At 62.2% G+C, this 23,957-nt stretch carries 26 protein-coding genes; 5 read left to right on the top strand and 21 right to left on the bottom strand.

What is annotated here, in order from left to right:
- The first annotated feature begins 30 nt into the window (after nt 1–30).
- The 4 genes from CWM58_RS19860 (at nt 31) to CWM58_RS19845 (ending at nt 3,599) form a co-directional block, all read left to right on the top strand.
- On the top strand, nt 31–957 hold the full coding sequence (locus CWM58_RS19860; protein ID WP_008807399.1) for an ABC transporter ATP-binding protein: 927 nt from the start codon (nt 31–33) through the stop codon (nt 955–957).
- Entirely contained in the window at nt 954–1,724 is a 771-nt protein-coding gene (locus CWM58_RS19855) for an ABC transporter permease (protein WP_044614773.1), read from the top strand. The genes CWM58_RS19860 and CWM58_RS19855 overlap by 4 nt, the downstream gene beginning before the upstream one ends.
- Before the next feature lie 122 nt (nt 1,725–1,846).
- Entirely contained in the window at nt 1,847–2,287 is a 441-nt protein-coding gene (locus tag CWM58_RS19850; protein ID WP_100681605.1) for a PTS sugar transporter subunit IIA, read from the top strand.
- Nucleotides 2,288–2,345: 58 nt separating this feature from the next.
- Nucleotides 2,346–3,599 (top strand): polysaccharide deacetylase family protein, encoded by a 1,254-nt coding sequence (locus tag CWM58_RS19845; protein WP_100681604.1) that lies wholly within the window; start codon nt 2,346–2,348, stop codon nt 3,597–3,599.
- A 35-nt stretch (nt 3,600–3,634) separates the two neighbouring features.
- Here CWM58_RS19845 and panD read toward each other — a convergent pair whose 3' ends face one another.
- The 9 genes from panD to thpR form a co-directional block, all read right to left on the bottom strand.
- Nucleotides 3,635–4,015 carry an aspartate 1-decarboxylase gene (panD, locus tag CWM58_RS19840; protein WP_008807395.1) on the bottom strand — a complete coding sequence of 127 codons (381 nt, stop codon included), beginning with the start codon at nt 4,013–4,015 and terminating at the stop codon, nt 3,635–3,637.
- 93 nt (nt 4,016–4,108) lie between these two features.
- Nucleotides 4,109–4,963 (bottom strand): pantoate--beta-alanine ligase, encoded by an 855-nt coding sequence (gene panC, locus CWM58_RS19835; protein ID WP_100681603.1) that lies wholly within the window; start codon nt 4,961–4,963, stop codon nt 4,109–4,111.
- A gap of 11 nt (nt 4,964–4,974) precedes the next feature.
- A complete protein-coding gene (gene panB, locus CWM58_RS19830) occupies nt 4,975–5,766 on the bottom strand; it encodes a 3-methyl-2-oxobutanoate hydroxymethyltransferase (RefSeq protein ID WP_025714105.1) in 792 nt (263 codons plus the stop codon).
- Between the two features lie 120 nt (nt 5,767–5,886).
- Nucleotides 5,887–6,366 (bottom strand): 2-amino-4-hydroxy-6-hydroxymethyldihydropteridine diphosphokinase, encoded by a 480-nt coding sequence (folK, locus tag CWM58_RS19825; RefSeq protein WP_074386850.1) that lies wholly within the window; start codon nt 6,364–6,366, stop codon nt 5,887–5,889.
- A complete protein-coding gene (pcnB, locus tag CWM58_RS19820; RefSeq protein WP_071839121.1) occupies nt 6,363–7,757 on the bottom strand; it encodes a polynucleotide adenylyltransferase PcnB in 1,395 nt (464 codons plus the stop codon). Before pcnB ends, folK begins: the two co-directional genes overlap by 4 nt.
- 62 nt (nt 7,758–7,819) lie before the next feature.
- On the bottom strand, nt 7,820–8,701 hold the full coding sequence (gluQRS, locus tag CWM58_RS19815; RefSeq protein WP_100681602.1) for a tRNA glutamyl-Q(34) synthetase GluQRS: 882 nt from the start codon (nt 8,699–8,701) through the stop codon (nt 7,820–7,822).
- A gap of 59 nt (nt 8,702–8,760) precedes the next feature.
- Nucleotides 8,761–9,216 carry an RNA polymerase-binding protein DksA gene (dksA, locus tag CWM58_RS19810; RefSeq protein ID WP_007749299.1) on the bottom strand — a complete coding sequence of 152 codons (456 nt, stop codon included), beginning with the start codon at nt 9,214–9,216 and terminating at the stop codon, nt 8,761–8,763.
- A 162-nt stretch (nt 9,217–9,378) separates the two neighbouring features.
- On the bottom strand, nt 9,379–10,095 hold the full coding sequence (gene sfsA / locus CWM58_RS19805; RefSeq protein WP_008807388.1) for a DNA/RNA nuclease SfsA: 717 nt from the start codon (nt 10,093–10,095) through the stop codon (nt 9,379–9,381).
- Nucleotides 10,095–10,631 (bottom strand): RNA 2',3'-cyclic phosphodiesterase, encoded by a 537-nt coding sequence (thpR, locus tag CWM58_RS19800; RefSeq protein ID WP_061155729.1) that lies wholly within the window; start codon nt 10,629–10,631, stop codon nt 10,095–10,097. The genes sfsA and thpR overlap by 1 nt, the downstream gene beginning before the upstream one ends.
- Before the next feature lie 72 nt (nt 10,632–10,703).
- Between thpR and hrpB the strand changes: the two genes are divergently transcribed.
- Nucleotides 10,704–13,133: an ATP-dependent helicase HrpB gene (gene hrpB / locus CWM58_RS19795; RefSeq protein WP_100681601.1), complete on the top strand. Its 2,430-nt coding sequence runs from the start codon at nt 10,704–10,706 to the stop codon at nt 13,131–13,133.
- Nucleotides 13,134–13,179: 46 nt separating this feature from the next.
- Here hrpB and CWM58_RS19790 read toward each other — a convergent pair whose 3' ends face one another.
- Genes CWM58_RS19790 through pulD form a run of 12 tightly spaced genes read right to left on the bottom strand, consistent with a single transcriptional unit; the run spans nt 13,180 to nt 23,949 of the window.
- Nucleotides 13,180–13,980: a prepilin peptidase gene (locus tag CWM58_RS19790; RefSeq protein WP_008807384.1), complete on the bottom strand. Its 801-nt coding sequence runs from the start codon at nt 13,978–13,980 to the stop codon at nt 13,180–13,182.
- Nucleotides 13,977–14,723 carry a type II secretion system protein N gene (locus CWM58_RS19785; protein ID WP_100681600.1) on the bottom strand — a complete coding sequence of 249 codons (747 nt, stop codon included), beginning with the start codon at nt 14,721–14,723 and terminating at the stop codon, nt 13,977–13,979. The genes CWM58_RS19790 and CWM58_RS19785 overlap by 4 nt, the downstream gene beginning before the upstream one ends.
- Nucleotides 14,713–15,198 carry a type II secretion system protein M gene (locus CWM58_RS19780; protein ID WP_100681599.1) on the bottom strand — a complete coding sequence of 162 codons (486 nt, stop codon included), beginning with the start codon at nt 15,196–15,198 and terminating at the stop codon, nt 14,713–14,715. The genes CWM58_RS19785 and CWM58_RS19780 overlap by 11 nt, the downstream gene beginning before the upstream one ends.
- Nucleotides 15,191–16,387, bottom strand: coding sequence for a type II secretion system protein GspL (gene gspL, locus CWM58_RS19775; protein ID WP_100681598.1), 1,197 nt, complete (start codon nt 16,385–16,387; stop codon nt 15,191–15,193). Before gspL ends, CWM58_RS19780 begins: the two co-directional genes overlap by 8 nt.
- Entirely contained in the window at nt 16,380–17,360 is a 981-nt protein-coding gene (gene gspK, locus CWM58_RS19770; RefSeq protein WP_100681597.1) for a type II secretion system minor pseudopilin GspK, read from the bottom strand. Before gspK ends, gspL begins: the two co-directional genes overlap by 8 nt.
- A complete protein-coding gene (gene gspJ / locus CWM58_RS19765; RefSeq protein WP_023297079.1) occupies nt 17,357–17,953 on the bottom strand; it encodes a type II secretion system minor pseudopilin GspJ in 597 nt (198 codons plus the stop codon). The genes gspK and gspJ overlap by 4 nt, the downstream gene beginning before the upstream one ends.
- The gene (gspI, locus tag CWM58_RS19760; RefSeq protein WP_100681596.1) at nt 17,950–18,315 is read right to left on the bottom strand and encodes a type II secretion system minor pseudopilin GspI; all 366 of its coding nucleotides are present in this window, start codon (nt 18,313–18,315) and stop codon (nt 17,950–17,952) included. Before gspI ends, gspJ begins: the two co-directional genes overlap by 4 nt.
- Nucleotides 18,312–18,827 (bottom strand): type II secretion system minor pseudopilin GspH, encoded by a 516-nt coding sequence (gene gspH, locus CWM58_RS19755; protein ID WP_100681595.1) that lies wholly within the window; start codon nt 18,825–18,827, stop codon nt 18,312–18,314. Before gspH ends, gspI begins: the two co-directional genes overlap by 4 nt.
- Nucleotides 18,827–19,249: a type II secretion system major pseudopilin GspG gene (gene gspG, locus CWM58_RS19750; RefSeq protein WP_100681594.1), complete on the bottom strand. Its 423-nt coding sequence runs from the start codon at nt 19,247–19,249 to the stop codon at nt 18,827–18,829. The genes gspH and gspG overlap by 1 nt, the downstream gene beginning before the upstream one ends.
- A 20-nt stretch (nt 19,250–19,269) precedes the next feature.
- Entirely contained in the window at nt 19,270–20,484 is a 1,215-nt protein-coding gene (gene gspF, locus CWM58_RS19745) for a type II secretion system inner membrane protein GspF (protein ID WP_100681593.1), read from the bottom strand.
- 1 nt (nt 20,485) lies between these two features.
- Nucleotides 20,486–21,979, bottom strand: coding sequence for a type II secretion system ATPase GspE (gspE, locus tag CWM58_RS19740; protein ID WP_100681592.1), 1,494 nt, complete (start codon nt 21,977–21,979; stop codon nt 20,486–20,488).
- The gene (gene pulD / locus CWM58_RS19735) at nt 21,976–23,949 is read right to left on the bottom strand and encodes a GspD family T2SS secretin variant PulD (protein WP_165785033.1); all 1,974 of its coding nucleotides are present in this window, start codon (nt 23,947–23,949) and stop codon (nt 21,976–21,978) included. The genes gspE and pulD overlap by 4 nt, the downstream gene beginning before the upstream one ends.
- Between the last annotated feature and the right edge of the window lie 8 nt (nt 23,950–23,957).

Genomic DNA, 23,957 nt, shown 5'->3' with positions numbered 1-23,957 from the left:
GACGTGTCACGACACGAGAAGAGATATTTAATGACCATTGCTCTGGAATTAAAACAGCTCAAAAAAACCTACCCCGGCGGGGTTCAGGCGCTGCGGGGAATCGACCTGCAGGTCGAGGCGGGGGATTTCTATGCCCTGCTGGGGCCGAACGGGGCCGGAAAATCCACGACTATCGGCATCATCAGTTCGCTGGTGAATAAAACCTCCGGTCAGGTCAATGTCTTTGGCTACGATCTGGAAAAAGATGTCGTCAACGCCAAGCGTCAGCTTGGCCTGGTGCCGCAGGAGTTTAACTTCAACCCGTTCGAGACCGTGCAACAGATTGTCGTTAACCAGGCGGGCTACTATGGCGTGGAACGCAAAGAAGCCGTCGCCCGCAGCGAAAAATACCTAAAACAGCTCGATCTGTGGGAAAAACGCAACGAACGCGCGCGGATGCTCTCCGGCGGGATGAAGCGTCGCCTGATGATCGCCCGCGCGTTAATGCATGAGCCGAAGCTGCTGATCCTCGACGAACCGACCGCTGGCGTCGATATTGAACTGCGTCGCTCAATGTGGGGCTTTCTCAAGGATCTGAACGATCGCGGGACCACCATTATCCTGACCACCCACTATCTCGAAGAGGCCGAAATGCTGTGCCGCAACATCGGCATCATCCAGCACGGCGCGCTGGTGGAAAACACCTCGATGAAAGCGCTGCTGTCGAAGCTGAAGTCTGAGACCTTTATTCTTGACCTCGCGCCAAAAAGCCCGGTACCGAAGCTCGAAGGCTACCAGTACCAGCTGGTCGATACCTCGACGCTGGAAGTCGAGGTTCTGCGCGAGCAGGGGATTAACAGCGTCTTTGCCCAACTGAGCGCCCAGGGGGTGCAGGTACTGAGTATGCGTAACAAAGCTAACCGTCTGGAAGAGCTGTTTGTCACGCTGGTGCATGAGCGAAAAGGAGAGTCAGCATGATGCAGCTTTATTGGGTCGCGCTGAAAAGCATCTGGACCAAAGAGATCCACCGTTTTATGCGCATCTGGATCCAGACGCTGGTGCCGCCGGTGATCACCATGACCCTGTACTTCGTGATTTTTGGCAACCTGATCGGGTCGCGCATCGGCGAGATGCATGGCTTTACCTATATGCAGTTTATCGTGCCGGGCCTGATCATGATGGCGGTGATCACCAACGCTTACGCCAATGTCGCCTCGTCGTTCTTCAGCGCCAAGTTTCAGCGCAATATTGAAGAGCTGCTGGTGGCGCCGGTGCCAACGCATGTCATTATCGCCGGCTACGTTGGCGGTGGCGTGGCGCGCGGGCTGTGCGTGGGTATCCTGGTGACGGCGGTGTCGTTGTTCTTTGTGCCGTTCCAGGTTCACTCCTGGCTGTTTGTCGCCCTGACGCTGCTCCTCACCGCGGTGCTGTTCTCGCTGGCGGGCCTGTTGAACGCGGTGTTTGCCAAGACCTTTGACGACATCAGCCTGATCCCGACCTTTGTGCTGACGCCGCTGACCTACCTCGGCGGGGTGTTCTACTCGCTGACCCTGCTGCCGCCGTTCTGGCAGGGGCTGTCGCATCTGAATCCCATCGTCTACATGATCAGCGGTTTCCGCTTCGGCTTCCTGGGTATCAACGATGTGCCGCTGGTGACGACCTTTGCGGTGCTGGTGGTCTTCATCGTCGCCTTCTATCTGCTTTGCTGGTCGTTAATCCAGCGCGGCCGCGGCCTGCGCAGCTGATGCTCATCACGGTTAGCGCTTCCTGACGCCAATACGCGAAGCGCTAACCGCTTATCTTTGACCGCCATCACCGATACGCCATCCTCCCCTTGCTACATTGTTTGCTGGCTAAGGAGGGAAGCATGCTTGGTTGGGTTATTACCTGTCACGATGAGCTGGCGCAGGAGATGCTGGATCGTCTTGAACAAAAGTTTGGTCCGCTGGCCCAGTGTCGGGCGGTCAATTACTGGCGCAATCTCAGCAGTAATATGTTGAGCCGGATGATGTGCGATGCGCTGCATGCCACCGACTCCGGGGATGGCGTCATTTTCCTGACCGACAGAACCGGCGCGGCACCTTATCGGGCCGCCGCGCTGATGAGCCACAAGCATACCCATTGCGAAGTGATCTCCGGCGTCAGCTATTCATTACTTGAGCGAATGTATCTGCTGCGGGGCACGTTAAGCAGCGAGGCGTTCCGTCAGACTATCGTCAGTGCGGGCGGGCCGATGGTGAGCAGCTTGTGGCATCAGCAGCAGAAGAATCCCCCGTTCCGCTTGCGCCATGATACCTTCGGAAATTAAGCAGCGTGACAGATGCTGCTTTTGTTACAATAACTGCCGTTGATGGTTTACCGGTTCGATGCGCATGCTTGCCCGATTTTTTACGTTTCTTTTTTTACTGACCTCGCTCAGCGCTTCCGCCAGCCTGCTTAGCCAGCAGGGCAAGCCTGTACGCTATATGCAGACTACCGAAGATGCGGTCATCTGGGCGCAGGTGGGGAACCGTGTGGTCAGCGTCGGCAATGTGCGTGCCGGGCAGATCCTCGCGGTCGTCCCGACGGCGGCTGACTATTATGAATTTCGCTTCGGCTTCGGCACCGGGTTTATTGATAAAGGCCACCTCGAGCCGGTACAGGGTAAACAGCGAGTGGAGGACCGACTGGGGGATCTCAATAAACCGTTGAGTAACCAGAATTTACTCACCTGGAAAGATACTCCGCTCTATGACGCTCCTTCAGTGAGCAGCGTGCCGTTTGGTACGCTGGCCACTAATCTGCGCTATCCGATCCTCAGCAAGCTGAAAGACCGGCTCAATCAGACCTGGTTTCAGATCCGCATTGGCGACCGGCTGGCGTGGGTCAGCAGTCTGGATGCGCAGGAAGATAACGGTATTCCCGTGCTGACCTATCACCACATTCTGCGCGACGAAGAGAACACCCGTTTCCGCCATACCTCGACCACCACCTCGGTACGCGCCTTCAACAACCAGATGACCTGGCTGCGCGATCAGGGCTATACCACGCTGACCTTGTATCAACTGGAAGGCTATGTGCGTAATAAAATCAACCTTCCGGCGCGGGCAGTGGTCATTACCTTCGATGACGGCCTGAAATCGGTAAACCGTTACGCCTATCCGGTGCTGAAACAGTATGGCTTCCATGCCACTGCATTTATTATCTCCTCGCGTATTAAGCGCCATCCGCAGAAATGGGATCCGAAATCGCTGCAGTTCATGAGTATTTCTGAGCTAAGGCAGATCCAGGATGTTTTTGATATTCAGTCGCATACCCACTTCCTGCATCGGATTGACGCCAGCCGCCGGCCGATTTTATTCAGCCGCAATTACCATAATATTCTGTTTGATTTCGCCCACTCGCGCCGGGCGCTCAGCCAGTTTAATCCGCATGTTCTCTACCTTTCCTATCCCTTCGGCGGCTATAACGCCACGGCGGTGCAGGCGGCGAATGACGCCGGATTTCATATGGCGGTGACGACGGTGCGGGGGAAGGTGAAGCCGGGGGACAATCCGTTTCTGCTGAAGCGGTTATATATCTTACGCACGGATTCGCTGGAGACGATGTCGCGGCTGATCAGTAACCAGCCGCAGGGGTAACACCGGCGCTGTGCCTGAGCGCAGCGCCGCGGTCATCAGGCGACCTGAACCGGAATGGCTTTCGCCTGGCGCTTCATTTCGTTGTCGCCTTCGAAGTAGGCGATGTTGGGCTGCCAGGTGCGCGCCTCTTCGTCCGACATGGTGACGAAGCTGGCGATGATCAGGATATCGCCGACGCTGGCGCAGTGCGCGGCGGCGCCGTTGACGGAGATGATTCTGGAACCACGTTCGGCGGCAATGGCGTAGGTGGAGAAACGGTTGCCGTTGGTGACGTTCCAGAGGTGAATGGTTTCATTCTCCAGAATACCGGCCGCATCCAGGAAATCCTGGTCAATGGCGCATGAACCTTCATAGTGCAGGTCAGCCTGCGTGACTTTTACGCGGTGGAGCTTGCCCTGCAGCATATTACGCATCATAACTTCTACCCTTCAACCTTAATGTAGCAGAGCGGACAGGTCGTCCGCCCTGAGAAAAGCCCGGGCAAGTATTGCCCGATTTTTACCCGCTGTCTACTGACCGAGCGTGACGATCTGGTTGTCGATCAGGCGGGCCTGCCCCAGCCAGGCGGCCATCAGGATCACCGCGCGCTGGCTGGCATCTGTCAGCTCAAGCAGGGTGTCGGCATCGCGGATCTGAATGTCGTCGGCGCGGAAGCCTTTTTCATTCAGCTCCTGTTCAGCGATAGCGATGATCTCGTCGAGTTGGCGATCGCCGGCGGCCAGTTTTTCCGCCACCGTGCTCAGCACCTTGTACAGGCCGGGAGCGATTTTGCGCTGGTCGGCGGTCAGGTAGCCATTGCGCGAACTCAGCGCCAGGCCATCTTTCGCGCGGACGATCGGTACGCCGATAATCTCGATATCGTAGCCCATGTCAGCGACCATCTTGCGGATCAGCGCCAGCTGCTGGAAGTCTTTCTCGCCGAAGCAGGCGACGTCCGGCTGAACCAGATTGAACAGCTTACTGACGATGGTCGACACGCCGCGGAAATGGCCCGGGCGGCTGGCGCCTTCCAGCATAGTGGACAGGCCAGGGACGTCGACGTAGGTCTGGCCTTCGGTGCCCTGCGGGTAGACTTCCGCCGGCGTCGGTGCGAAGACAAAGTCGACATGGCGCTTGTTCAGCTTTTCGCAATCATCCTGCAGGGTACGCGGGTAGCGTGCCAGGTCGTCGGCGCGGTCAAACTGCATCGGATTGACGAAAATACTGACCACCACCACGTCCGCGCTGGCTTTAGCCTCATCAACCAGCTTCATATGACCATCATGCAGGTTGCCCATCGTCGGAACCAGCGCGATACGCTTACCTTCCTGACGCAGACGGCGGATATGCTGACGCAGCAGCAGCACGGATTCAATAATCAGCACAACAAGACTCCTTAATGGAAACTGTGTTCTTCGCCCGGATAGACCCCGGATTCAACTTCGGCAATATACTGCCGTACCGCGGCGCGGATGTCGCCCGCTTCGGCAAGGAAATTCTTGGCGAATTTAGGGATGTGGCCGCCGGTGATCCCGAATGCGTCATGCATCACCAGGATCTGCCCGTCGGTGACGTTGCCCGCGCCGATGCCGATCACCGGAATGGTCAGGGCTTCGGTAATGCGTTTCGCCAGTTCTACCGGCACGCACTCCAGCACCAGCAGCTGCGCGCCAGCCGCTTCCAGCGCTAACGCGTCTTCAAACAGGGTCTGCGCCGCATCGCCGCGCCCCTGCACTTTATACCCGCCGAATACGTTTACCGACTGCGGCGTGAGGCCGAGGTGGCCGCAAACCGGCACCGCGCGTTCCGCCAGCATCTTCACGGTATCGGCCAGCCAGGCGCCGCCTTCGAGTTTGACCATATTGGCGCCAGCGCGCATCACGATGGCCGCATTTTCGAAGGTCTGTTCGGGAGTGGCGTAGGCCATGAACGGCAGGTCGGCAAGCAGCAGGCTGTTCGGCGCACCGCGGCGGACGGCGCGGGTGTGATAGGCGATATCTTCCACGGTGACCGGCAGGGTGGAGTCGTGACCCTGTACCGTCATTCCCAGGGAATCGCCCACCAGCAGCACATTAATGCCTTCATCGGCGAACAGCTTCGCGAAGCTATGGTCGTAGGCGGTAATGGTGGCAAAGCGCTTCTTTTCCTGTTTGCATTTCTGCAGCAGGGCAATGGTGGTCGGTTTCATAACATTTCCTGATGATGAAAGTCATATTAACCGGCATTCTAACAGCAGCATTCAGAGGGGCAATGATTTTGGGCAACCGATTACGACGATCGCCGCAAATGCTAAAAAAGGGAGAGGGGATTACCAGCTCGCGGGTTTTTCCGCGCCCAGATTATCCAGCACGGCGCGCAGCGCAGGGCCGTCAGGAAAATGGAGATCCGGGGCGATCTCGAACAGCGGCCAGAGCATAAAGCCGCGGTTTTTCATATCGTAGTGCGGAACGGTCAGGCGCGGGCTATTGATGACCTCATCGCCAAACAGCATGATGTCGAGGTCGAGCGTGCGCGGTCCCCAGCGTTCAGCTTTGCGCACCCGACCCTGCTGCAGCTCGATGCGCTGAGTGTGATCGAGCAGCGCATCGGGCGCCAGGGTGGTTTCCAGCGCGACGGCGGCGTTGAGATAGTCCGGCTGATCCTGCGGGCCTAGCGGCGGCGTGCGGTAGAACGAAGAGACGTTCACCACGCGGCTGTGCGGAATATCGCCCAGCGCGCGGATGGCCGCCTGCACCTGCTCCAGCGGAGAAGCAAGGTTACTGCCAAGCGCGATATAGACCAGGGTCATGCGTTACCCTGACGCGGCGCGCGTTTGCGCGGACGGCGGTGGCGACGGCGTGGCGCCGGATCGTCCCCGAGGTCGTTGAGCATGTCTTTTTGTTCCGGCGGCGCGGCAACCTGGAATTCGCCCCACCATTTGGTCAGACGCTGCAGTTCGCTGTTGTTTTCCGCCCCGGCACGCAGCTCCAGCAGATCGTAGGCGGCACGGAATTTCGGATGTTCCATCAGCTTCCAGGCGCGTTTGCCCTGACGACGGGACATGCGCAGCTGCAGCTGCCAGATATCACGAATAAGGGTAGTGATGCGTTTAGGGATCGCCAGCGTACGGCAGGCTTCGTCCAGGACATCGTTCATCGCCAGGGCGAAGGCGTCGTAGTACGCCAGACCGCTCTCCTGGGCGATTTTTTGCGCCGTCTCCAGCAGCGGATACCAGAACATCACCGCGAAGAGGAAGGCCGGATTGACGCGCATGTCGTTATGAATGCGGGTATCGGTGTTCTTCAGCACCTGGCTGATGATCCGCTCCATCGGGCTGTCGCCGCGCTCGGTAAAGTAGCGAGTGATGGTCGGGAACAGCGGTTGGAACAGGTTGTATTCCCGCAGCAGCATATAGGTCTGGTAGCCATACCCGGCCTGCAGCAACTTAAGCACTTCTTCGAACAGGCGTGCCGGCGGCACGTCGTGGAGCAGGGTGGCCAGGCGCGGCAGCGGTTCAGCCGTTTCCTGGCTGATGCTCATATCCAGCTTGGCGGCAAAGCGCACCGCGCGCAGCATGCGCACCGGATCTTCGCGATAGCGGGTTTCCGGATTGCCGATCAGGCGGATCACGCCGTCCTGCAGATCCTTCATGCCGCCGACGTAGTCGCGAACGGTAAAGTCAGCCACGCTGTAATAAAGGCTATTGATGGTGAAGTCGCGACGCTGGGCATCCTCTTCGATCGAGCCGAAGATGTTATCGCGCAGCAGCATGCCGTTCTGACCCTGCTGGGAGGTCACGCGATCGGTGGTGTGCCCTTCGTGATGGCCGCGGAAGGTGGCGACTTCAATGATTTCCGGCCCGAACATGACGTGTGCCAGGCGGAAACGTCGCCCGACCAGACGGCAGTTGCGGAACAGCTTGCGCACCTGATCCGGCGTGGCGTTGGTGGTGACGTCAAAATCTTTCGGCTTTTTGCCAAGCAGCAGGTCGCGGACACCGCCGCCGACCAGCCAGGATTCGTAGCCTGCCTTGTTGAGGCGGTACATGACCTTGAGGGCGTTTTCACTGATATCTTTGCGGGAAATAGCATGCTGCTCACGCGGGATCACCGTCATAGGCATGGGTTCGACGGCGGCTTCTGCCTCGCGCTCCTCACGGCTTAGCACCTTACGGCAAAAATTAGCGACTCGGGTAAAAATGGTGCACCTCGTAGTGTCAGACGGACTTCAGATCAACTGTACAGTATAAAAATAGCGGCTAATCATAGCTCAGCGGGAGCCATTTGAGAATGCTCGATTTTTGCGGGCTGCCAGTTGGCGACGGCCTGACTGAGTAAATCGTCAATGCTCAGGGCTTGCCAGTCCTGGGCGATGTCCTGATTAAGAAACCGGAGCGCCCGGACAATTTCGGGGCGCGGATCGCCTTCCGGCAGCGCCGGTGCGTGGTTTTGTTTAGAGAGTTTATTCCCGTCAGCATTGAGGGCCAGCGGCAGATGGAGGTAGTCCGGCGCCTGCCAGCCAAAATGCTGATACAGTGAAATCTGCCGGACCGTCGGCTCAATCAGGTCAGCGCCGCGGACGATCTCGGTGATCCCCTGAAAGTGGTCATCAACCACCACCGCCAGATTGTAGGCAAACAGGCCGTCGCGACGGTGGATAATAAAATCCTCGCGCGCCAGCGGCTCGTTGGCGACCAGCGTGCCGCGCAGGCGATCGGTGAACTGCAGCACCGGACGGGTCTGGCGCAGGCGCAGCGCGGCGTTTTCCGCCCCCAGCCCGAGGTCGCGGCAGTGACCATCGTAGATCCCGCCTACGGCATGGATCCGCGCGCGGGTGCAGGTGCAGTAATAGCTCAGCCCTTGTTCACCCAGCCAGGCCAGCGCCTCGCGGTAAGCTTCATGTCGTTGCGACTGCCAGAGCACGTCGCCGTCCCAGTGCAGACCGTAGTGGTCAAGCTGGCGCAGAATGGTGTCGGCGGCCCCGGGGACTTCGCGCGGCGGGTCGATATCTTCAATACGAACGCGCCAGATACCCTGGTTCGCGCGGGCTTGCAGGTAGCTGCCGAGCGCGGCAATCAAAGAGCCGAAGTGGAGTTCACCGGAGGGGGAGGGAGCAAAGCGCCCAATATAGCGTGAGTCAGTCATGTTACGGACAACAGAACCAGGCGGGAGAGACTCCCGCCAGAGAGTGAGGCAGCAGGGGATTAGCCCGCCATCTGTTTTTCGCGAATTTCCGCCAGGGTTTTGCAGTCAATGCACAGATCCGCAGTCGGACGCGCTTCCAGACGGCGAATGCCGATCTCCACGCCGCAGGATTCGCAGTAGCCGAAGTCTTCATCTTCAACTTTTTTCAGCGTTTTCTCGATCTTTTTGATCAGTTTACGTTCGCGGTCGCGGTTACGCAGTTCCAGGCTGAACTCTTCTTCCTGGGCGGCACGGTCTACCGGATCCGGGAAGTTGGCAGCTTCATCCTGCATGTGCGTTACGGTGCGATCCACTTCATCCCTGAGTTGATTACGCCATGCTTCAAGAATACGCTTGAAGTGCGCCAGCTGGGCTTCGTTCATATACTCTTCGCCCGGCTTCTCTTGGTACGGCTCCACCCCAGCGATGGCGAGAATACTCAGGGACGATGTTTTACGGTTTTGCCCTTCTTGCATGTTGCTTCTCCTTAACACGCACTATCGATCCCCATGTGGGGGAAAATCAGGCCGCTATAAATAGCAGATGCTTTTCCGGATAGCAATTATCTAAACGTTACACTTGACAACCCTGTGAAGAAAAGCGTATTCGCGCTTGCGACCCGAACACTATTTAGCCACTTATTTACCGGGGTTTAACACCACGGCAATCGGCTTATTCAGAGTCATCTTCGTCGTAGAAAGTTCCGCCTTCCAGGCGAGAATTTCCACCCCCTTGTCGCGGGCTTCTGTTAACAGCTGTGCGTATCTGGCATCAATATGATGCGCGGGGGAGAAACGGTCAATTGCCGAATGCAAAACGGCAAATAAAATCACCGCACGGTCGCCATTCGCCGCGACGGCCATCAGCTCCCGCAGGTGCTTCTGGCCGCGCGTGGTCACCGCATCGGGAAAATAACCGTATTCTTTCTCCGCCAACGTAACCGATTTCACTTCAATATAGCAGTTTTGTCGGTCATCTGCCTGCAACATAATATCGATACGGCTATTCTCTTCGCCATATTTCACTTCGCTTTTCAGTTGGTTATAGCCTGAAAGCTCAGGGATTATTCCGGCGGAAATCGCCTCTTTTGCCAGCGAATTCGCGCGCAGTGTATTGACGCAAATAACCGCACCCTGCTGCGTTTCAGTTAATTCCCAGGTATGGGCATATTTGCGCTTCGCATTGTCAGAAGTGGAATACCAGACGGTGTCGCCCGGGGCGGCGCAACCGGTCATTGCGCCGGTATTGGGGCAGTGAAGCGTCAGCTCACGGCCATCGGGGGTAACCACGTCAGCAAGAAATCGTTTGTAACGTTTAAGCAAAATAGCGGGTTGTAACGGCGGATCAAACTGCATCAACTTTCCTTATGAAACGGATAACGTTCCAGCGCCGTGTAGCGCGTGCGCCCGCGGCCAAAGCTGGACTCATAGAGCACGAACTCGTTCACCGGAAACGACCAGTGAAAGCCGGGGGCCGGGATCGGCACCGCCTGGCGGGCATCGCGCCAAAGGGTAATATGTGGATGAAACGGCTGCGGGCTTTGATAGCAGCCGCTGCGCGCCGCCTGAGCGCGCAGCATACTGGCGAGCTGCAGCAGGCCGCGCGGCGGCTGACGGGTTCCGAGCCAGACCACCCGCGAGCGCAGCCACTGTCCGGCATCGTCCAGCGTCAGGGTAAAGCCCGGCTGACGGAGACGGCCGGCGAGGGCGGCCAGCGCCCGCTGTTTTTCCGCGCTCACCTCGCCGAGAAACGCCAGCGTCAGATGGAGGTTATCCGCCGCGACGGGCCTGCCGGCATCCTCGGGGAAGTGGCTTGCCCGCCACTGGACAATCTGTTTCTGGACGGCAGGCGGCAGTTCAATCGCAAAAAACAGCCTTTTCGGCTCAGACATGATAGAGACTCGGTAATGAATTAGGGGGATGCTACAATGCGAGCCCCTGAATGTTAACCCCCGGAGCCTTTTGTGTCCTTATTGCCGGTTGCCGCCGTCCTCCCAGAACTGTTATCCGCCCTGCAGCACGCGCCGCAGGTTTTGCTTAACGCGCCGACCGGCGCCGGGAAATCGACCTGGCTGCCGCTGCAGATCCTCGCCGAGGGCAACATCGCGGGGCGCATTATCCTGCTGGAGCCGAGGCGCCTGGCGGCGCGTAATGTCGCGCAGCGGCTGGCTGAAGTACTTGGCGAAAAGCCGGGCGAGACCGTAGGTTACCGCATGCGCGCCGAAACCTGCGTTGGGCCGCAGACCCGCCTTGAGGTGGTTACGGAGGGGATCCTGACGCGCATGATCCAGCGTGATCCGGAGCTGGCGGGCGTGGGGCTGGTGATCCTCGATGAGTTTCACGAACGCAGCCTGCAGGCGGATCTGGCGCTGGCCTTGCTGCTCGACGTCCAGCAGGGATTGCGTGACGATCTCAAGCTGCTGATCATGTCGGCGACCCTCGACAACGATCGCCTGCAGCGTCTGCTTCCTGAGGCGCCAGTGGTGGTCTCGGAGGGGCGCGCTTATCCGGTGGAGCGCCGTTTCAACCCGCTTCCCACGCACCAGCGTTTTGATGAGGCCGTGGCGGTGGCGGTGGCGGAGCTGTTGCGTCATGAACAGGGGTCGATGCTGCTGTTTCTGCCCGGCGTCGGCGAGATCCAGCGCGTTCTCGACCAGCTGACGGAGCGAGTGGCGGAGGATGTCATCCTCTGCCCGCTGTATGGCGCGTTGCCTTTAAGTGAGCAGCGTATAGCGATCCTCCCCGCGCCGGTCGGGAAGCGCAAAGTGGTGCTGGCCACCAACATTGCCGAGACCAGTCTGACCATCGAGGGGATCCGCCTGGTGGTCGACAGTGCCCAGGAGCGGGTCGCCCGCTTTGACCCGCGCACCGGGCTGACCCGGCTGGTGACGCAGCGCATCAGCCAGGCATCGATGACGCAGCGCGCCGGACGCGCCGGTCGTCTCTCCCCGGGGATCTGCCTGCATTTGCTCGGCAAAGAACAGGCGGAACGGGCGGCGGCGCAGAGCGAACCGGAGATCCTGCACAGCGATCTGTCGGCGCTATTGCTGGAGCTGCTGCAGTGGGGCTGCCACGATCCGGCCGCGCTGGCCTGGCTGGATCAGCCGCCCGCGGTGAACCTGGCCGCCGCGCGCCGCCTGCTGGAGGCGCTCTCGGCGCTGGACGGCGAGCGGCTGTCGGCGTTTGGCCGCAAAATGGCGACCCTCGGCAACGAGCCCCGGCTGGCGGCGATGCTGGCCGCCGCGCAGACCGATGACGAGGCGGCGACGGCGGCCAGGCTGGCGGCGATCCTTGAGGAGCCTCCGCGCGGCGGGGTGGCGGATTTGGGCGCCGTCTTTTCCCGTCAGCAGGCCAACTGGCAGCAGCGGGCGCAGCAGCTGATGAAGCGTCTGGCCCGCCGCGGCGGCCAGCCCGATGCCGGAGGAATGGCGGGGTTGCTGGCGTCGGCCTTCGCCGATCGCATCGCCCGCCGCCGCGGTCAGGAGGGGCGCTACCAGCTGGCGAACGGCATGGGCGCGATGCTGGACGCCGACGACGCGCTCGGCCGCCATGAGTGGCTGATCGCTCCGCTGCTGCTGCAGGGCAGCGCCTCGCCGGATGCCCGCATGCTGTTGGCTCTGCCAGTAGATATCGGCGAGCTGATCGCCGCCCGTCCCGAGCTGGCGCAGCGTTCCGACACGGTGGAGTGGGATGAAGCGCAGGGGACGCTGAAAGCCTGGCGGCGGACGGTGATAGGCCAGTTGGTGATCAAGACCCAGCCGCTGGCGAAGCCCTCTGAGGCGGAGCTGCATCAGGCGATGCTCAACGGGATTCGTGAGAAAGGCCTCGGTGTGCTCAACTGGACGCCAGAGGCTGAGCAGCTGCGACTGCGGCTGCAGTGTGCGGCGCAGTGGTTGCCGGAAGAGGCGTGGCCCGCGGTGGATGACGCTTCGCTGTTGGCCTCGCTGGAGGCATGGCTGCTGCCGCAGATGAACGGCGTTCACTCGCTGCGGGCGCTGAAGGCACTGGATCTGCGTCAGGCGCTACAGGACTGGCTGCCGTGGCCGCTGCGCCAGAAGCTGGATCGCGAGCTGCCGACGCACTATACCGTGCCGACCGGCAGCCGTCTGGCGATCCGTTACCATGCGGAGAACCCGCCAGCGCTGGCGGTACGTATGCAGGAGATGTTCGGCGAGGCCACGACGCCGGTTATCGCCGAGGGGCGGGTGCCGCTGGTGCTGGAGCTGCTGTCGCCCGCCCAGCGTCCGCTGCAGATCACCCGCGATCTGAGCGCCTTCTGGCAGGGAAGCTACCGCGAGGTGCAAAAAGAGATGAAGGGACGCTACCCGAAACACGTCTGGCCGGACGATCCGGCCAACACCGCCCCGACCCGCCGCAGCAAAAAATATTCGTAGCCGTCTGGCCGGGCGGTATCCTGCCCGGCCAGACGGGCAGTAACCGCTAGACCATCTGCTGCCAGAGAAAAATGCCCCCTCCGGCCAGCGCCAGCCAGGGGCCGAAGGCCAGCGGCTGCTGCAGCGACTGCCGGGTCCACAGGCGCTGCAGCAGGGTCCACACCAGCCCGCAGGCCGAGGCGAGCAACAGCACCTGCGGCAGAACCTGCCAGCCGCACCAGGCGCCCAGCGCCGCCAGCAGCTTAAAATCGCCATAGCCCAGCGCCTCTTTCCCGGTCAGCAGGCGGAACAGCCAGTAGACCGACCACAGCGCCAGATAACCGGCCATCGCCCCGGCGACCGCGTCCGGCAGGGCAATGTACACCTCGTTAAGATTGAACAGCAGCCCGGCCCACAGCAGGGGCAGCGTCAGACGGTCGGGCAACAGCTGGGTCCGGGCGTCAATCCGCGCCAGCATCAGCAGGAACGAGAGCAGCAGCAGGCCGCCCGCCAGCGGCAGGCCCGGCGCGAGCAGCGCCCCGGCGAGGATAAACAGCAGGCCGGTGGCCAGCTCGGTCAGCGGATAGCTCCACGCGATGGGCGCCTGACAGCAGCGGGCGCGACGGCCCAGCCAGAGGAAACTGAGCAGCGGGATATTGTCCCGCCAGGCGATCGGCTGGCGGCACTGCGGGCAGGAGGAGCCCGGGGTGCTGAGGGTTATCCGCTCGTCGTCCGCGGTCTGGGTCAACATGCGCGGCAGACGATAGATCACCACGTTGTAAAAGCTGCCCAGCGCCAGGCCGAACAGCAGCAGGAAGCCATACCAGACAAGGGGAAAGTGCAGCGATAATGCCGTTAATGTCGTCATTTTTGCTCCTGGGGTAACCATTTTCCCTGAATCTGCCACGGTGTGCGACCCGGCTCGTTTTTAGAGGCGGGGCGCGTCACCAGCAGCGCCAACAGCGGCGGCATTCCCTGCCGGGGCTGTAGCGTACCGCGAAACAGATAGCGGCCATCGGGCGACAGGGTCCCCTGGCCGCTGAGGCTCAGCTGATGAGAATCCTGGCGGAGGGTCAGCGCCACGGCGCCGTCCGCCGTACAGCGGAAGGTGCCATTAACCTGGGCCAGCTCCAGGCTGCCGACCGGGGAGTGCAGTCGGGCCTGACGCCACTGCGCGCCTCCGGCGGTGATTTGTCGGCAGCGCCCCTCGCTGAAGTGCGCTTCGGCCAGGCTGAAAGTGACCTCTCCCGCGGCGCTGACGGGCATGGTCGACATCAGCCAGCGGCTGAGCAGGCTGGCGGGGGCGGTGAGCCGCCCCTCCTGCAGGCGCAGATCGCGCAGGCCCCACAGCCGGGCCTGACCCTCCACACCGCGGGGATCGCTGAGAGAGACCTGCCAGCCAGCCAGGGTCAGCGACCACGCCAGTCGTTCAAGCCGTTCGCCATGCCAGTAGACCGGCTGCGCCGCGCCGCGCCAGACGCTGCCGCTAAGGCTGCCCACCTGTACGCCGGGCGACAGCATCGGGACCAGCAGGCGCGCCGGGGCGGTAGCAGCCAGCCACAGTAGATAGAGCGCCAGCAGCAGCGCCACCGCGATCCCTTTAGCTTTCATCGTCGCGTTCCAGCAGCAGATGGTTGACCGTGACCCAGCCCGGCCGCGACGGCTGCCCGGTCACGGACAGGGAGACCGCGTTGACGCCGCGCATCGCCGGGGCGTCGAGCCACGCCATCAGCGCCTGGAAGGTGCAGGGCTGGAGGGTGACCTGCAGACGTTTTCCCTGCGGCTGCAGGCGGGCGACGGCCAGCCCGTGGCTCGCCGCCTCGCGCATCACCAGGGCGGTGAGCGCCTCTTTTGCCGCCGGCGTGGGCTGCTGGCTGAGCTGCTGCAGGCGCGGAGTCTGCTGCGTCATCCAGCGCAGGCTGGCCTGCTCTTTCATCAGGGTTTGTCGCCACTGCGCCTCACGGGCTCGCCAGGGCTGCCACAGTCCGTACCAGAGGGCGCATACCACCAGCAGCCCCACGAGTCCGAGCAGCAGGCGCTGCTCGGACGGCGTGCGCTGCCGCCACCAGATAAGCAGATTAGCCATTGTTTTCCTCCAGCGTCAGTTGTCCCTCAATGCCATCCGGTTTCGTGGTCATGTCGCCTGGCCGGACGCGAAACCGCGTCTGCGCCCGCTGGGTGAACTGCTCCAGCGCCCGGGAAGAGACCGCGGCGATATCCAGCTGCAGACGGTTGCCCGCGGCATCCCAGCTCAGCGCCTGCAGGCGGATCCCCGGCGTGTCGCTGAGGATGTTTTGCAGCGCGCTGAGGCGCTCGACGAGGGGGGCATGCTGCGCCTGACGGGCGAGGGTTTGCAGGTGTTGCTGCATCTGCAGTCGCGGATTAATCACCTTTTTCTCCGTCGGAAACCAGCGGTGATAGAAAGCCCGGCTGGCCTGCTGTGCCGCCTCGGCCTGACGCGCCAGATCGAGATGGTCCAGCACGCTGTTTGTCCCCACCAGTAACGCCAGAGCCAGCGCGGCATACTGCGCCGAACGCCAGGTCGCCTGTGCAGGCCGCCGCCGACGGACGGCGAATTCCCCCTGCAGCAGACTGAGCTTTTGCGCTGCCGGATGGCGTGCGGCAAGGGTCAGCAATGTCTGCGCAGGTTGCGCCCGCCAGACGCCCGGCGCTGCGGGCGGCGGTGAATAGCTGTCGATGACTGGTTCTTCCGCCTCGCTCTGCAGCAGCTCCGTCAGCCAGACGTTTTCCGCCGCCATGCCGCCCCACGGCTGGTGGCGGATCAGCCACTGCTCGTCCACCTGCACCGCGCTCCACGCGGGCGGATGCCAGGGCAGGGCCAGCACGTCGGGCGTCAACGCCAGGGGCCGAAGGGAGAGCGACTCGCAGCGGGCCAGCCAGTCGCGCATTTTCTGCCGCTGTACGGCGACGATCTCGCACTGCGCCTGCTGGCGGTGGATCAGGGCAAAATGGGTGGCTTCGACATCGTCGGCCAGCTGCTCTTCCAGCAGGAATGGGGCGACCTGCAGCGGTGGTTTACGCAAACCCACCGGTAGGGTGAGCGAGTGAAACGCGCAGTCGCTGGCCGGGATTAGCACCCAGGCGGGGTAGTGCGCCGCCAACGCCGGGAAAGGGCTGGCGTCGTCAGCCGGCCACCGGCCGCTGGCCTCGTGGTGCGGCTCGCCGGGAGCGAAGAGTTGCCAGTGCAGCGGTGCCTGCCCGGGGGCGAAGCGCACGATCAGCGTGGCCTGGGGAGAAGCGTTAAACTTATTCATCGACCACCATAGAAAGTCCATATCGCCGCTGGACGACGGTAAACGTGCGCCCCTCCTGTTGCAGGACGCTGTGCAGCTGAAAGCGAAGATTGCCGGTCACCACGGTAAAGGCGGCGATAAAGCGCGTGCTGTGCACCGTCAGCCAGGGGCGGGCAAGCGTGGTATCGGTTTTCTGCAGCGTCGGCTGCGCGAGAAACGCAGCGACGCTGCTCCACCCGGTTCGTGGGCGGTTGTGCAGCAGCTGTTGCGCCTCCTGCAGCGTCAGCTCGCCGGGAAAGAGGGCCACCAGCAGGGCGGCCTGGGAGGGCCGCAGGGTGTTGACATTGACCTGCAGCGCGTCATCCGGCTGGACGCAGACGAAGGGGAGCAGGCGCTGATAGAGCGCGGCGTCCATACCCGCCAGCAGGCGCAGCTCGCTGACATCCTGCATCGGCTGGTTGGCGGCGAGATAGCCCGGGGTTTGCGCCATATAGACCTCATCCTCTGCTCCGTTCAGCCGCGGCTGGCCGTCGCTGTCCGTCCAGTCGCCAAGGGCGGCGGCGATCTGGCTGGCGCGCAGCGGTGACTCGCCGAGCAGCGCCAGCAGCCGGACGAAGACGTCGGTCGGGTAGGGCGTTCCGCTGCTGGTTTCATCCGCGCGATGATTGATGGCATTGAGGTTAAAGCAGGCGTGCCCGTCGCGGATCGTCGCGAGGATTTCGCCATCGTCGAGGGTAAAGCGGCGCCCCTCCTGCGCCCAGCTTTGCGCCAGGTTCGTTTGACTGGGTGAGTCCAGCGCGTCGCGTTGCAGGAGCGCGGCGGCCATATTTTCCGCCGCCAGGGCATACCATCTGGCCTGCAGATTATCGAGGGTCACGGCGGTATGCTGATACATGACCGCGGTGCGTTCGGTCATGGCGCTGGCGAGGATCATCATCAGGGCGAGGATGAACAGCACCATCAGGAGCGCGACGCCGCGTTGCCGATTTTTCACTGGCTGCCTCCCGGGGTGAGTAAAAACAGGCGGGTTATCTCCCCGCTGTTCGCCAGCGTCAGGGTGATCTCCAGCCCCTGCGGCAGCGTCTGCGAGCGATCCCAGGTCTCCTGCCAGCGTCCGTCAGCGTAGAACCGCAGGCGAAACGCTGTCACCTCGCGCAATACCACCCGAACCGTCGGCTGGCTGCCGGTCAGCGGATCCTGCTGATCGAAGCTCAGTCGCTCAAGCTGCTGCTGACGCAGACGGTAGCTGACGTTCTGGATCTCCGAGCGCGGGAGGATCCCCAGCGGGTTCGGCCAGCCGCTGCGGCTGAAGGCCAGCCCCCAGTCGTCGCTCTGCAACTGGAAACGTCCGGCGAAGAAAAGCGTGTCGCTGTTTCTGGCGCGACGGGGAATGATGTGCGTGACATCGTCGGCGATCTGGCGAAAGGCGCGCTGGAGGGCAGCGATCTGCTGGCTCTTCTCGCGGGTCAGGCCATCGGCGCGGATGACGTTCTGCAGTACCATCACGGCGGCGGCGCTAAGGACGGCGAGGATAGCCAGCGCCAGCAACGTTTCAATCAGGGTGAAACCGCGCATCCTGGTTATCATGGCGGCGTCACCCAGGTGCGCAGGGTTGCCAGCGGCGCGGGATCGCTTTTTTGCCGCCGGACCTCCACGTCCAGCGCCCGCAGCTGCGGCAGCGCGGTTTCCACCCCCTGCCAGCGGACAAACCAGCGCGTTCCGGCGGCTTCCACAGTGGTTTCGGACCAGCTGAGGGCGGGCCAGCGTTTCTCCAGCCGCAGCTGCACCAGCTGATTATCCGCCAGCCAGCTGGCGAGGATTTTCTCTTCCATACGCCCAAGCTGGCGCGTCTGCTGCAGGGTGGACTGCATCACCGCCAGGCCGGCGAGCGCGAAAATCACCAGCGCGACCATCACTTCGATAAGCGTCATTCCGTCCTGGCGTTTCATGGCTGCTCCCGCGCCGCCAGCGGCTGGCTGTCACCCTGGGCGTCGATGTTGATGCCCGTCGCGGCGTCAATTCGCAACTGAAACGGCGTGACTTCGCCGCCGGGAAAAATAAGTACGTCGGGCTGCTCGCCCGGCGTCCACGCCTGGCCGTCGGGAAAGCGCAGCGTCAGCCTGGTCCGGGGGAGGGTTTCCGCCGTGGTGACGCGTCCGGCCTGCAGTGGCAGCCACTGCGCGTTGCCCCAGCGGTCATCAGCCGCCGCCGGAGCGTCTTCGTCGGCAGGCTGCAGGCGCATAAACTGCCAGCGGTCGGGGTGGATGACGATGCCGAAGAGCTGACCGGTTTGTTGCCCGCGCTCACGGACAAAATCCAGCTGCGCCTGAAAGCGCGCCAGGATCTGTGTGGCCTCCTGGGTGCGGGCGGAGGGAAACGCCAGCAGCACCATGCTGGCGCTGACGCCTATCAGCAGCAGGACCAGCATCATCTCAAGGAGCGTGAAACCGCGCTGAGACACTATTTCTTCCCGAGGGTCCAGTTGCCGATGTCGTCATTGGTATCGGGCATCCCGTCCGGACCGACGCTGAAGATGTCGATGGCGCCATGCTGACCCGGGCTTAACAGCTGATACTCATTTCCCCACGGGTCCTGCGGCAGACGGCGGATATAGCCGCCTTCCGGGTAGTTGCGGGCGTGCGGCTCGGCGGCCGGGGCGGTCACCAGCGCCTGCAGTCCCTGCTCGGTGTTGGGGTAGCGGCTGTTGTCCAGTTTATACATATCCAGCGCCCCCTCGAGCGCCACCAGATCGCTGACGACTTTCTGGCGGTCCGCTTTCTCCTTGTTGCCCATCAGGTTAGGCACCACCAGGCTGGCGAGAATGCCGAGAATGACGATCACCACCATAATTTCCAGTAACGTGAAACCGCGTTGCCGTTGCATAGTTTTCTCCATTAATACAGTTACATACTCATAAGGGTGTTCAGTTGCAGGATCGGCTGCAGGATAGCCAGCACGATAAACAGCACCATGCCGGCCATGGTGACCACCAGCAGGGGTTCAAACAGACTGAGGGCCATCTGGATCTGCGCGCTCAGCTCCCGGTCCTGGTTCTCCGCCGCGCGCTCCAGCATCGCGGTCAACTCGCCGCTCTGCTCGCCGCTGGCGATCATGTAGCGCATCATCGGCGGGAACAGGGCGGTGGATTCCAGCGCCCGATGCAGACTGATGCCTTCGCGTACCGATTCGCTGGCCGCCGCCAGCTGGCTGCGCGCCCAGGCGTTGCTGAGGACGCCGGCGCTGATGCGCATCGACAGCAGCAGCGGCACCGCGCTGGCATTGAGAATGCTTAAGGTGCGGGCGTAGCGTGCGCTGTTCACGCTGCGGGCCACGCGGCCGATGACCGGCAGGCGCAGCAGCATCCGGTCCCAGGCGAGCCGCCGGCGGGGCTGGCGCAGCAGATAACGCAGCGTCAGCAGCGCCAGTAGCGACAGCAGCACCAGCCAGGGCCCCGCGCTGCGCACGATATCGCTCAGGCTCATCAGCAGCCGGGTGGAGAACGGCAGGGCCTGTTTCAGATGAACAAACTGCTCAACGACTTTTGGGACCACAGTGGAGAGCAGAATGGCGATCACGCTGATGGCGACCAGCGTTAGCACGATGGGATAGATCATTGCCTGCAGCAGGCGGGCGCGAAGCTGCTGGCGCTGCTCGGTATAGTCCGCCAGCCGGTTCAGCACGCCGTCGAGATGGCCGGAGGTTTCGCCAGCCGCCACCATGGCGCAGAACAGCCCGTCGAAGCAGGCGGGATAGCCGCGCATCGCCTCTGCCAGCGAATGGCCTTCGAGTACTTTGCTGCGCACCCCGGCCATTAACGTTCTCAGCGGCGCCTTTTCGCACTGCTGGGCGACGGCATCGAGCGCCTTTTCCAGCGGGATCCCGGCGGCGACCAGCGTGGCCAGCTGGCGGGTGAGCAGGGCTAAATCACCGGCGCTGGTACGCCGGGTGAGGGAACCGCTGCGCCACAGCCGGCGCGCCGGGTCGGCGGCGGTCACTTCCAGCGCCAGCCAGCCGTTGTCCCGCAGCAACTGGCGGGCGTGGCGGGCGGAGTCGGCCTGCTGAACGCCGCGGCGGGTTTTACCCTGCGGGTCCAGCGCCTGATAGCGAAACAGGGCCATCTCAGAGGCTTTCCGTCGTTTGCTGTTCGGTGACCCGCATCACCTCCTCCCAGCTGGTGATCCCCGCCAGCGCTTTGTCGCGTCCGGCATGACGCAGGGTATTGTAGGCAGGCCCCAGCTGCTGGATCAGGGTGATCTCATTCTCGCCGCGGTGGATGGCGGCGCGGACGCGGTCGTCAATCAGCAGCAGTTCATGAATACCGGTGCGTCCGCGATAGCCGGTGAAATTACACTCCGGACAGCCTTTGGGCTGCCACAGCCGCGCGCCGACCGGGACCGCCATCTGCCGGGCGGTGTCGGCATCCGCCTGCCTGGGTTGACGGCAGTGCGGGCACAGTTGGCGCACCAGCCGCTGCGACATCACCGCCAGCAGCGACGTGGAGAGTAAAAAGGGCTCTACGCCCATATCCTGCAGACGGGAAATGGCGCCCAGCGCGCTGTTGGTGTGCAGGGTCGACAGCACCAGGTGTCCGGTCAGCGAGGCCTGGACGGCGATCTGGGCGGTTTCGCCATCGCGGATTTCCCCCACCAGTACCACATCCGGATCCTGGCGCAGTATGGCGCGCAGGCCGCGGGCGAAAGTCATATCGACTTTGGCGTTGACCTGAGTCTGGCCGATGCCCTCCAGCTCATACTCCACCGGATCTTCAATGGTCATGATATTGCGTTCGTGGGCGTCGAGGCGGCTGAGGGCGGCATACAGGGTGGTGCTTTTCCCCGACCCGGTCGGCCCGGTGACCAGAATAATGCCGTGTGGCCGGGCGATCAGCGCGTCGACCCGATCGAGCAGGGCCGGGGGCATGCCCAGCGTCAGCAGATCCAGGTTGACGCTGTTTTTGTCCAGCAGACGCAGGACGACGCGTTCGCCGTGGCTGGAGGGCAGGGTGGAGACGCGGACGTCGATCGCCCGCCCGCCGATGCGCAGCGCCATCCGCCCATCCTGAGGGATCCGTTTTTCAGCGATATCCAGGCTAGCCATCACCTTGATGCGCGAAATTAACAGCGCGGCCAGCCGCCGCTGCGGGCGCAGGATTTCGCGCAGCACGCCGTCGACGCGAAAGCGGATCTGCAGATGGCGCTCATAGGTTTCGATATGGATATCCGAGGCTTTCTCTTTGATGGCCTCGGTGAGCATGGCGTTGATCAGGCGGATGATCGGCGCGTCGTCCTCGCTGTCGAGCAGATCGTCGGTGTCCGGCAGCTCTTCGGCGAGGGTATAGAGGTCGAGCTCATTGCCGATATCGGCCATCATGCGGTGCGCTTCCGCCGAGTCGCGCTGATAGCTGAGCACCAGCACTTTCTCGAACGCGTCCGGCGCCAGACGGCTGACGCTCATCGGCCCGTCTGCCAGGCGACGCGCTTCCAGCAGCGCCCGGGCGGCGGTATCAGCGCGGCACAGCGCTTCGCAGCGTTCGCCGTCGCTGAGCAGCACAAGATGATGCGCGCGGGCCCAGGCAAAGGGCAGCAGCGGACGGCGTTCGGCGACTGGCGTCATGGGCGGCCTCCGAGGTTAAAGGCGTCAATGGCGGCGCTGACCTGGCGGAAGGCCTGGGTCTCCTGCTTTGGATAGATGTGCAGCAGGTCATTGCTGAGCGTCGCTTCGCTGCTGTCTTTGCCCCGCTGTTTGGTTTGCGCATTGTCGAATGCGGTGTACTGGCCGGAAGAGGCCTGACGGTACTCATCACGATCGCGAATGATGGTCGGGCGGATAAACAGCATCAGGTTGCGTTTCGACACTTTCTTGCTCTCGGAGCGGAACAGGGCGCCGATCACCGGGATGTCGCCGAGCAGCGGCACTTTGTCGGCGGTATCGGTGACGCTTTTATCCAGCAGCCCGCCAACCACCACCGTTTCACCGCTGCCGACCAGCACGGCGTTATTCACCGTCCGGGTATTGAAGGTCGCGCCGAGATCGCTACTGGTGCTGGAGGCCGAGTCGGCGACGCTCGATACCTCCTGCTCAATCTCCAGCAGCACGGCATCGCCTTCGTTAATCTGCGGTTTCACCTTCAGCTTAATGCCGACGGTTTTGCGCTCGACGGTATTAAAGATGTTGTCGCCGGAGGTGGTTTGCGAGCCGGTTAATACCGGAACTTCCTGGCCGACGTTAAAGGTGGCTTGCATGTTGTCGAGGGTCACGATGCTGGGGGTGGCCAGAATATCGTTCTTGGTACTGCTGGAGAGGGCGGTGAGCAGCATCGCCCAGTTCCCCTGATAGAAGCCAGCGGCGATACCGTTAAACGAGCCCAGAGCGCTGGCCAGCGAGCTGCTGACGGTACCGTCTTTGTTGTACTGATTGGCGCCAGCGATAACCGTGGAGATCGGCAGCCCGCTGTTGGTGAACTGGGTCATGCCGGCGTTTTTATTGGCCCACTGGATACCGAGGTTGAGGCCGTCGGCATCCTGCACTTCGGCGATAATCGCCTCCACCAGCACCTGCGGGCGGCGGATATCGAGCTGGGCGATCACCCGCTCGAGATCGTTCATCACGTCCGGCGCCGCGGTGACGATCAGGGCGTTGGTCTGGCCGTGGGCTTTAATAATGATATTTTTGTCGATCGCGGCCACCGGCTTGGCGCTTTGCTTATCGCTCTGTAGCGAGCTGCTGATCCCGGTGAGGACCTCCACCAGATCGGCGGCTTTGGCGTACTTCAGGTAGATGACTTTTGTGTTGCCCTGCACCGCCTGCTGGCGGTCGAGCTGTTTGATCATGGCGATAATGCGCTGGCGCGAGTTTGGCTCGCCGCTGACCAGTACCGCGTTGGTGCGCTCATCGGCCACCACGTTCGCCACCATCGAGCCCGGCAGCGCCGACTTGCTGCTGTCTTTATTGAGCTCGGTAACCAGCTTGACCACCTCCGCGGCGGAGGCCCAGGAGAGGGGAACGGTCACCACGCTGCGATCCCCGGCGTTGTCGACGCGCTCGACAATGGTCAGCAGGCGTTTGATGACCGCTGCGCGGCCGGTCATCAGCAGCACGTTGGAGGGCTCATAATGGACCACGCTGCCGGCGCCGGCGTTATCGTTCAGCTGACGAAGCAGCGGGGCGAGATCGCGGGCGGCGACGTTGGTCAGGGGCACCACCCGGGTGACCACTTCATCGCCTTCGCCCGGTGCAGCCTCGCTGGCGACCGGGACGGCCGAGGTTTTCGCATCTTTAGCCCGCACCACCTTCAGTACGCCGTTATTCATATTGATCACGGCGAAGCCATACACATCCAGCACGCTAAGGAAGAATTGATAATATTGCTCTTCATTGAGCATATCGTAACTGCGTACGGTAATGGTGCCGCGTACGCTGGGATCGATAATCACCGTTTTATTCAGGTTTTTGCTGACGGTATTGATAAACTCCTGGATATCGGTGCCTTTAAAGCTGGCGGAAAATTCTTCTGCGATGGCCGGGCGAAATAGCAGCGGCGTTAATATCAGCAGCGCAGTCAGCATTTTCCGCAGTCGTTTTATGGTTGGCA

The organism is Klebsiella sp. H-Nf2, from assembly GCF_002806645.1.
GTDB lineage: Bacteria > Pseudomonadota > Gammaproteobacteria > Enterobacterales > Enterobacteriaceae > Klebsiella > Klebsiella variicola.
The sequence above is the reverse complement of the archived record's forward strand: the minus strand, read 5'-3'. Positions and strand labels throughout refer to the sequence as shown.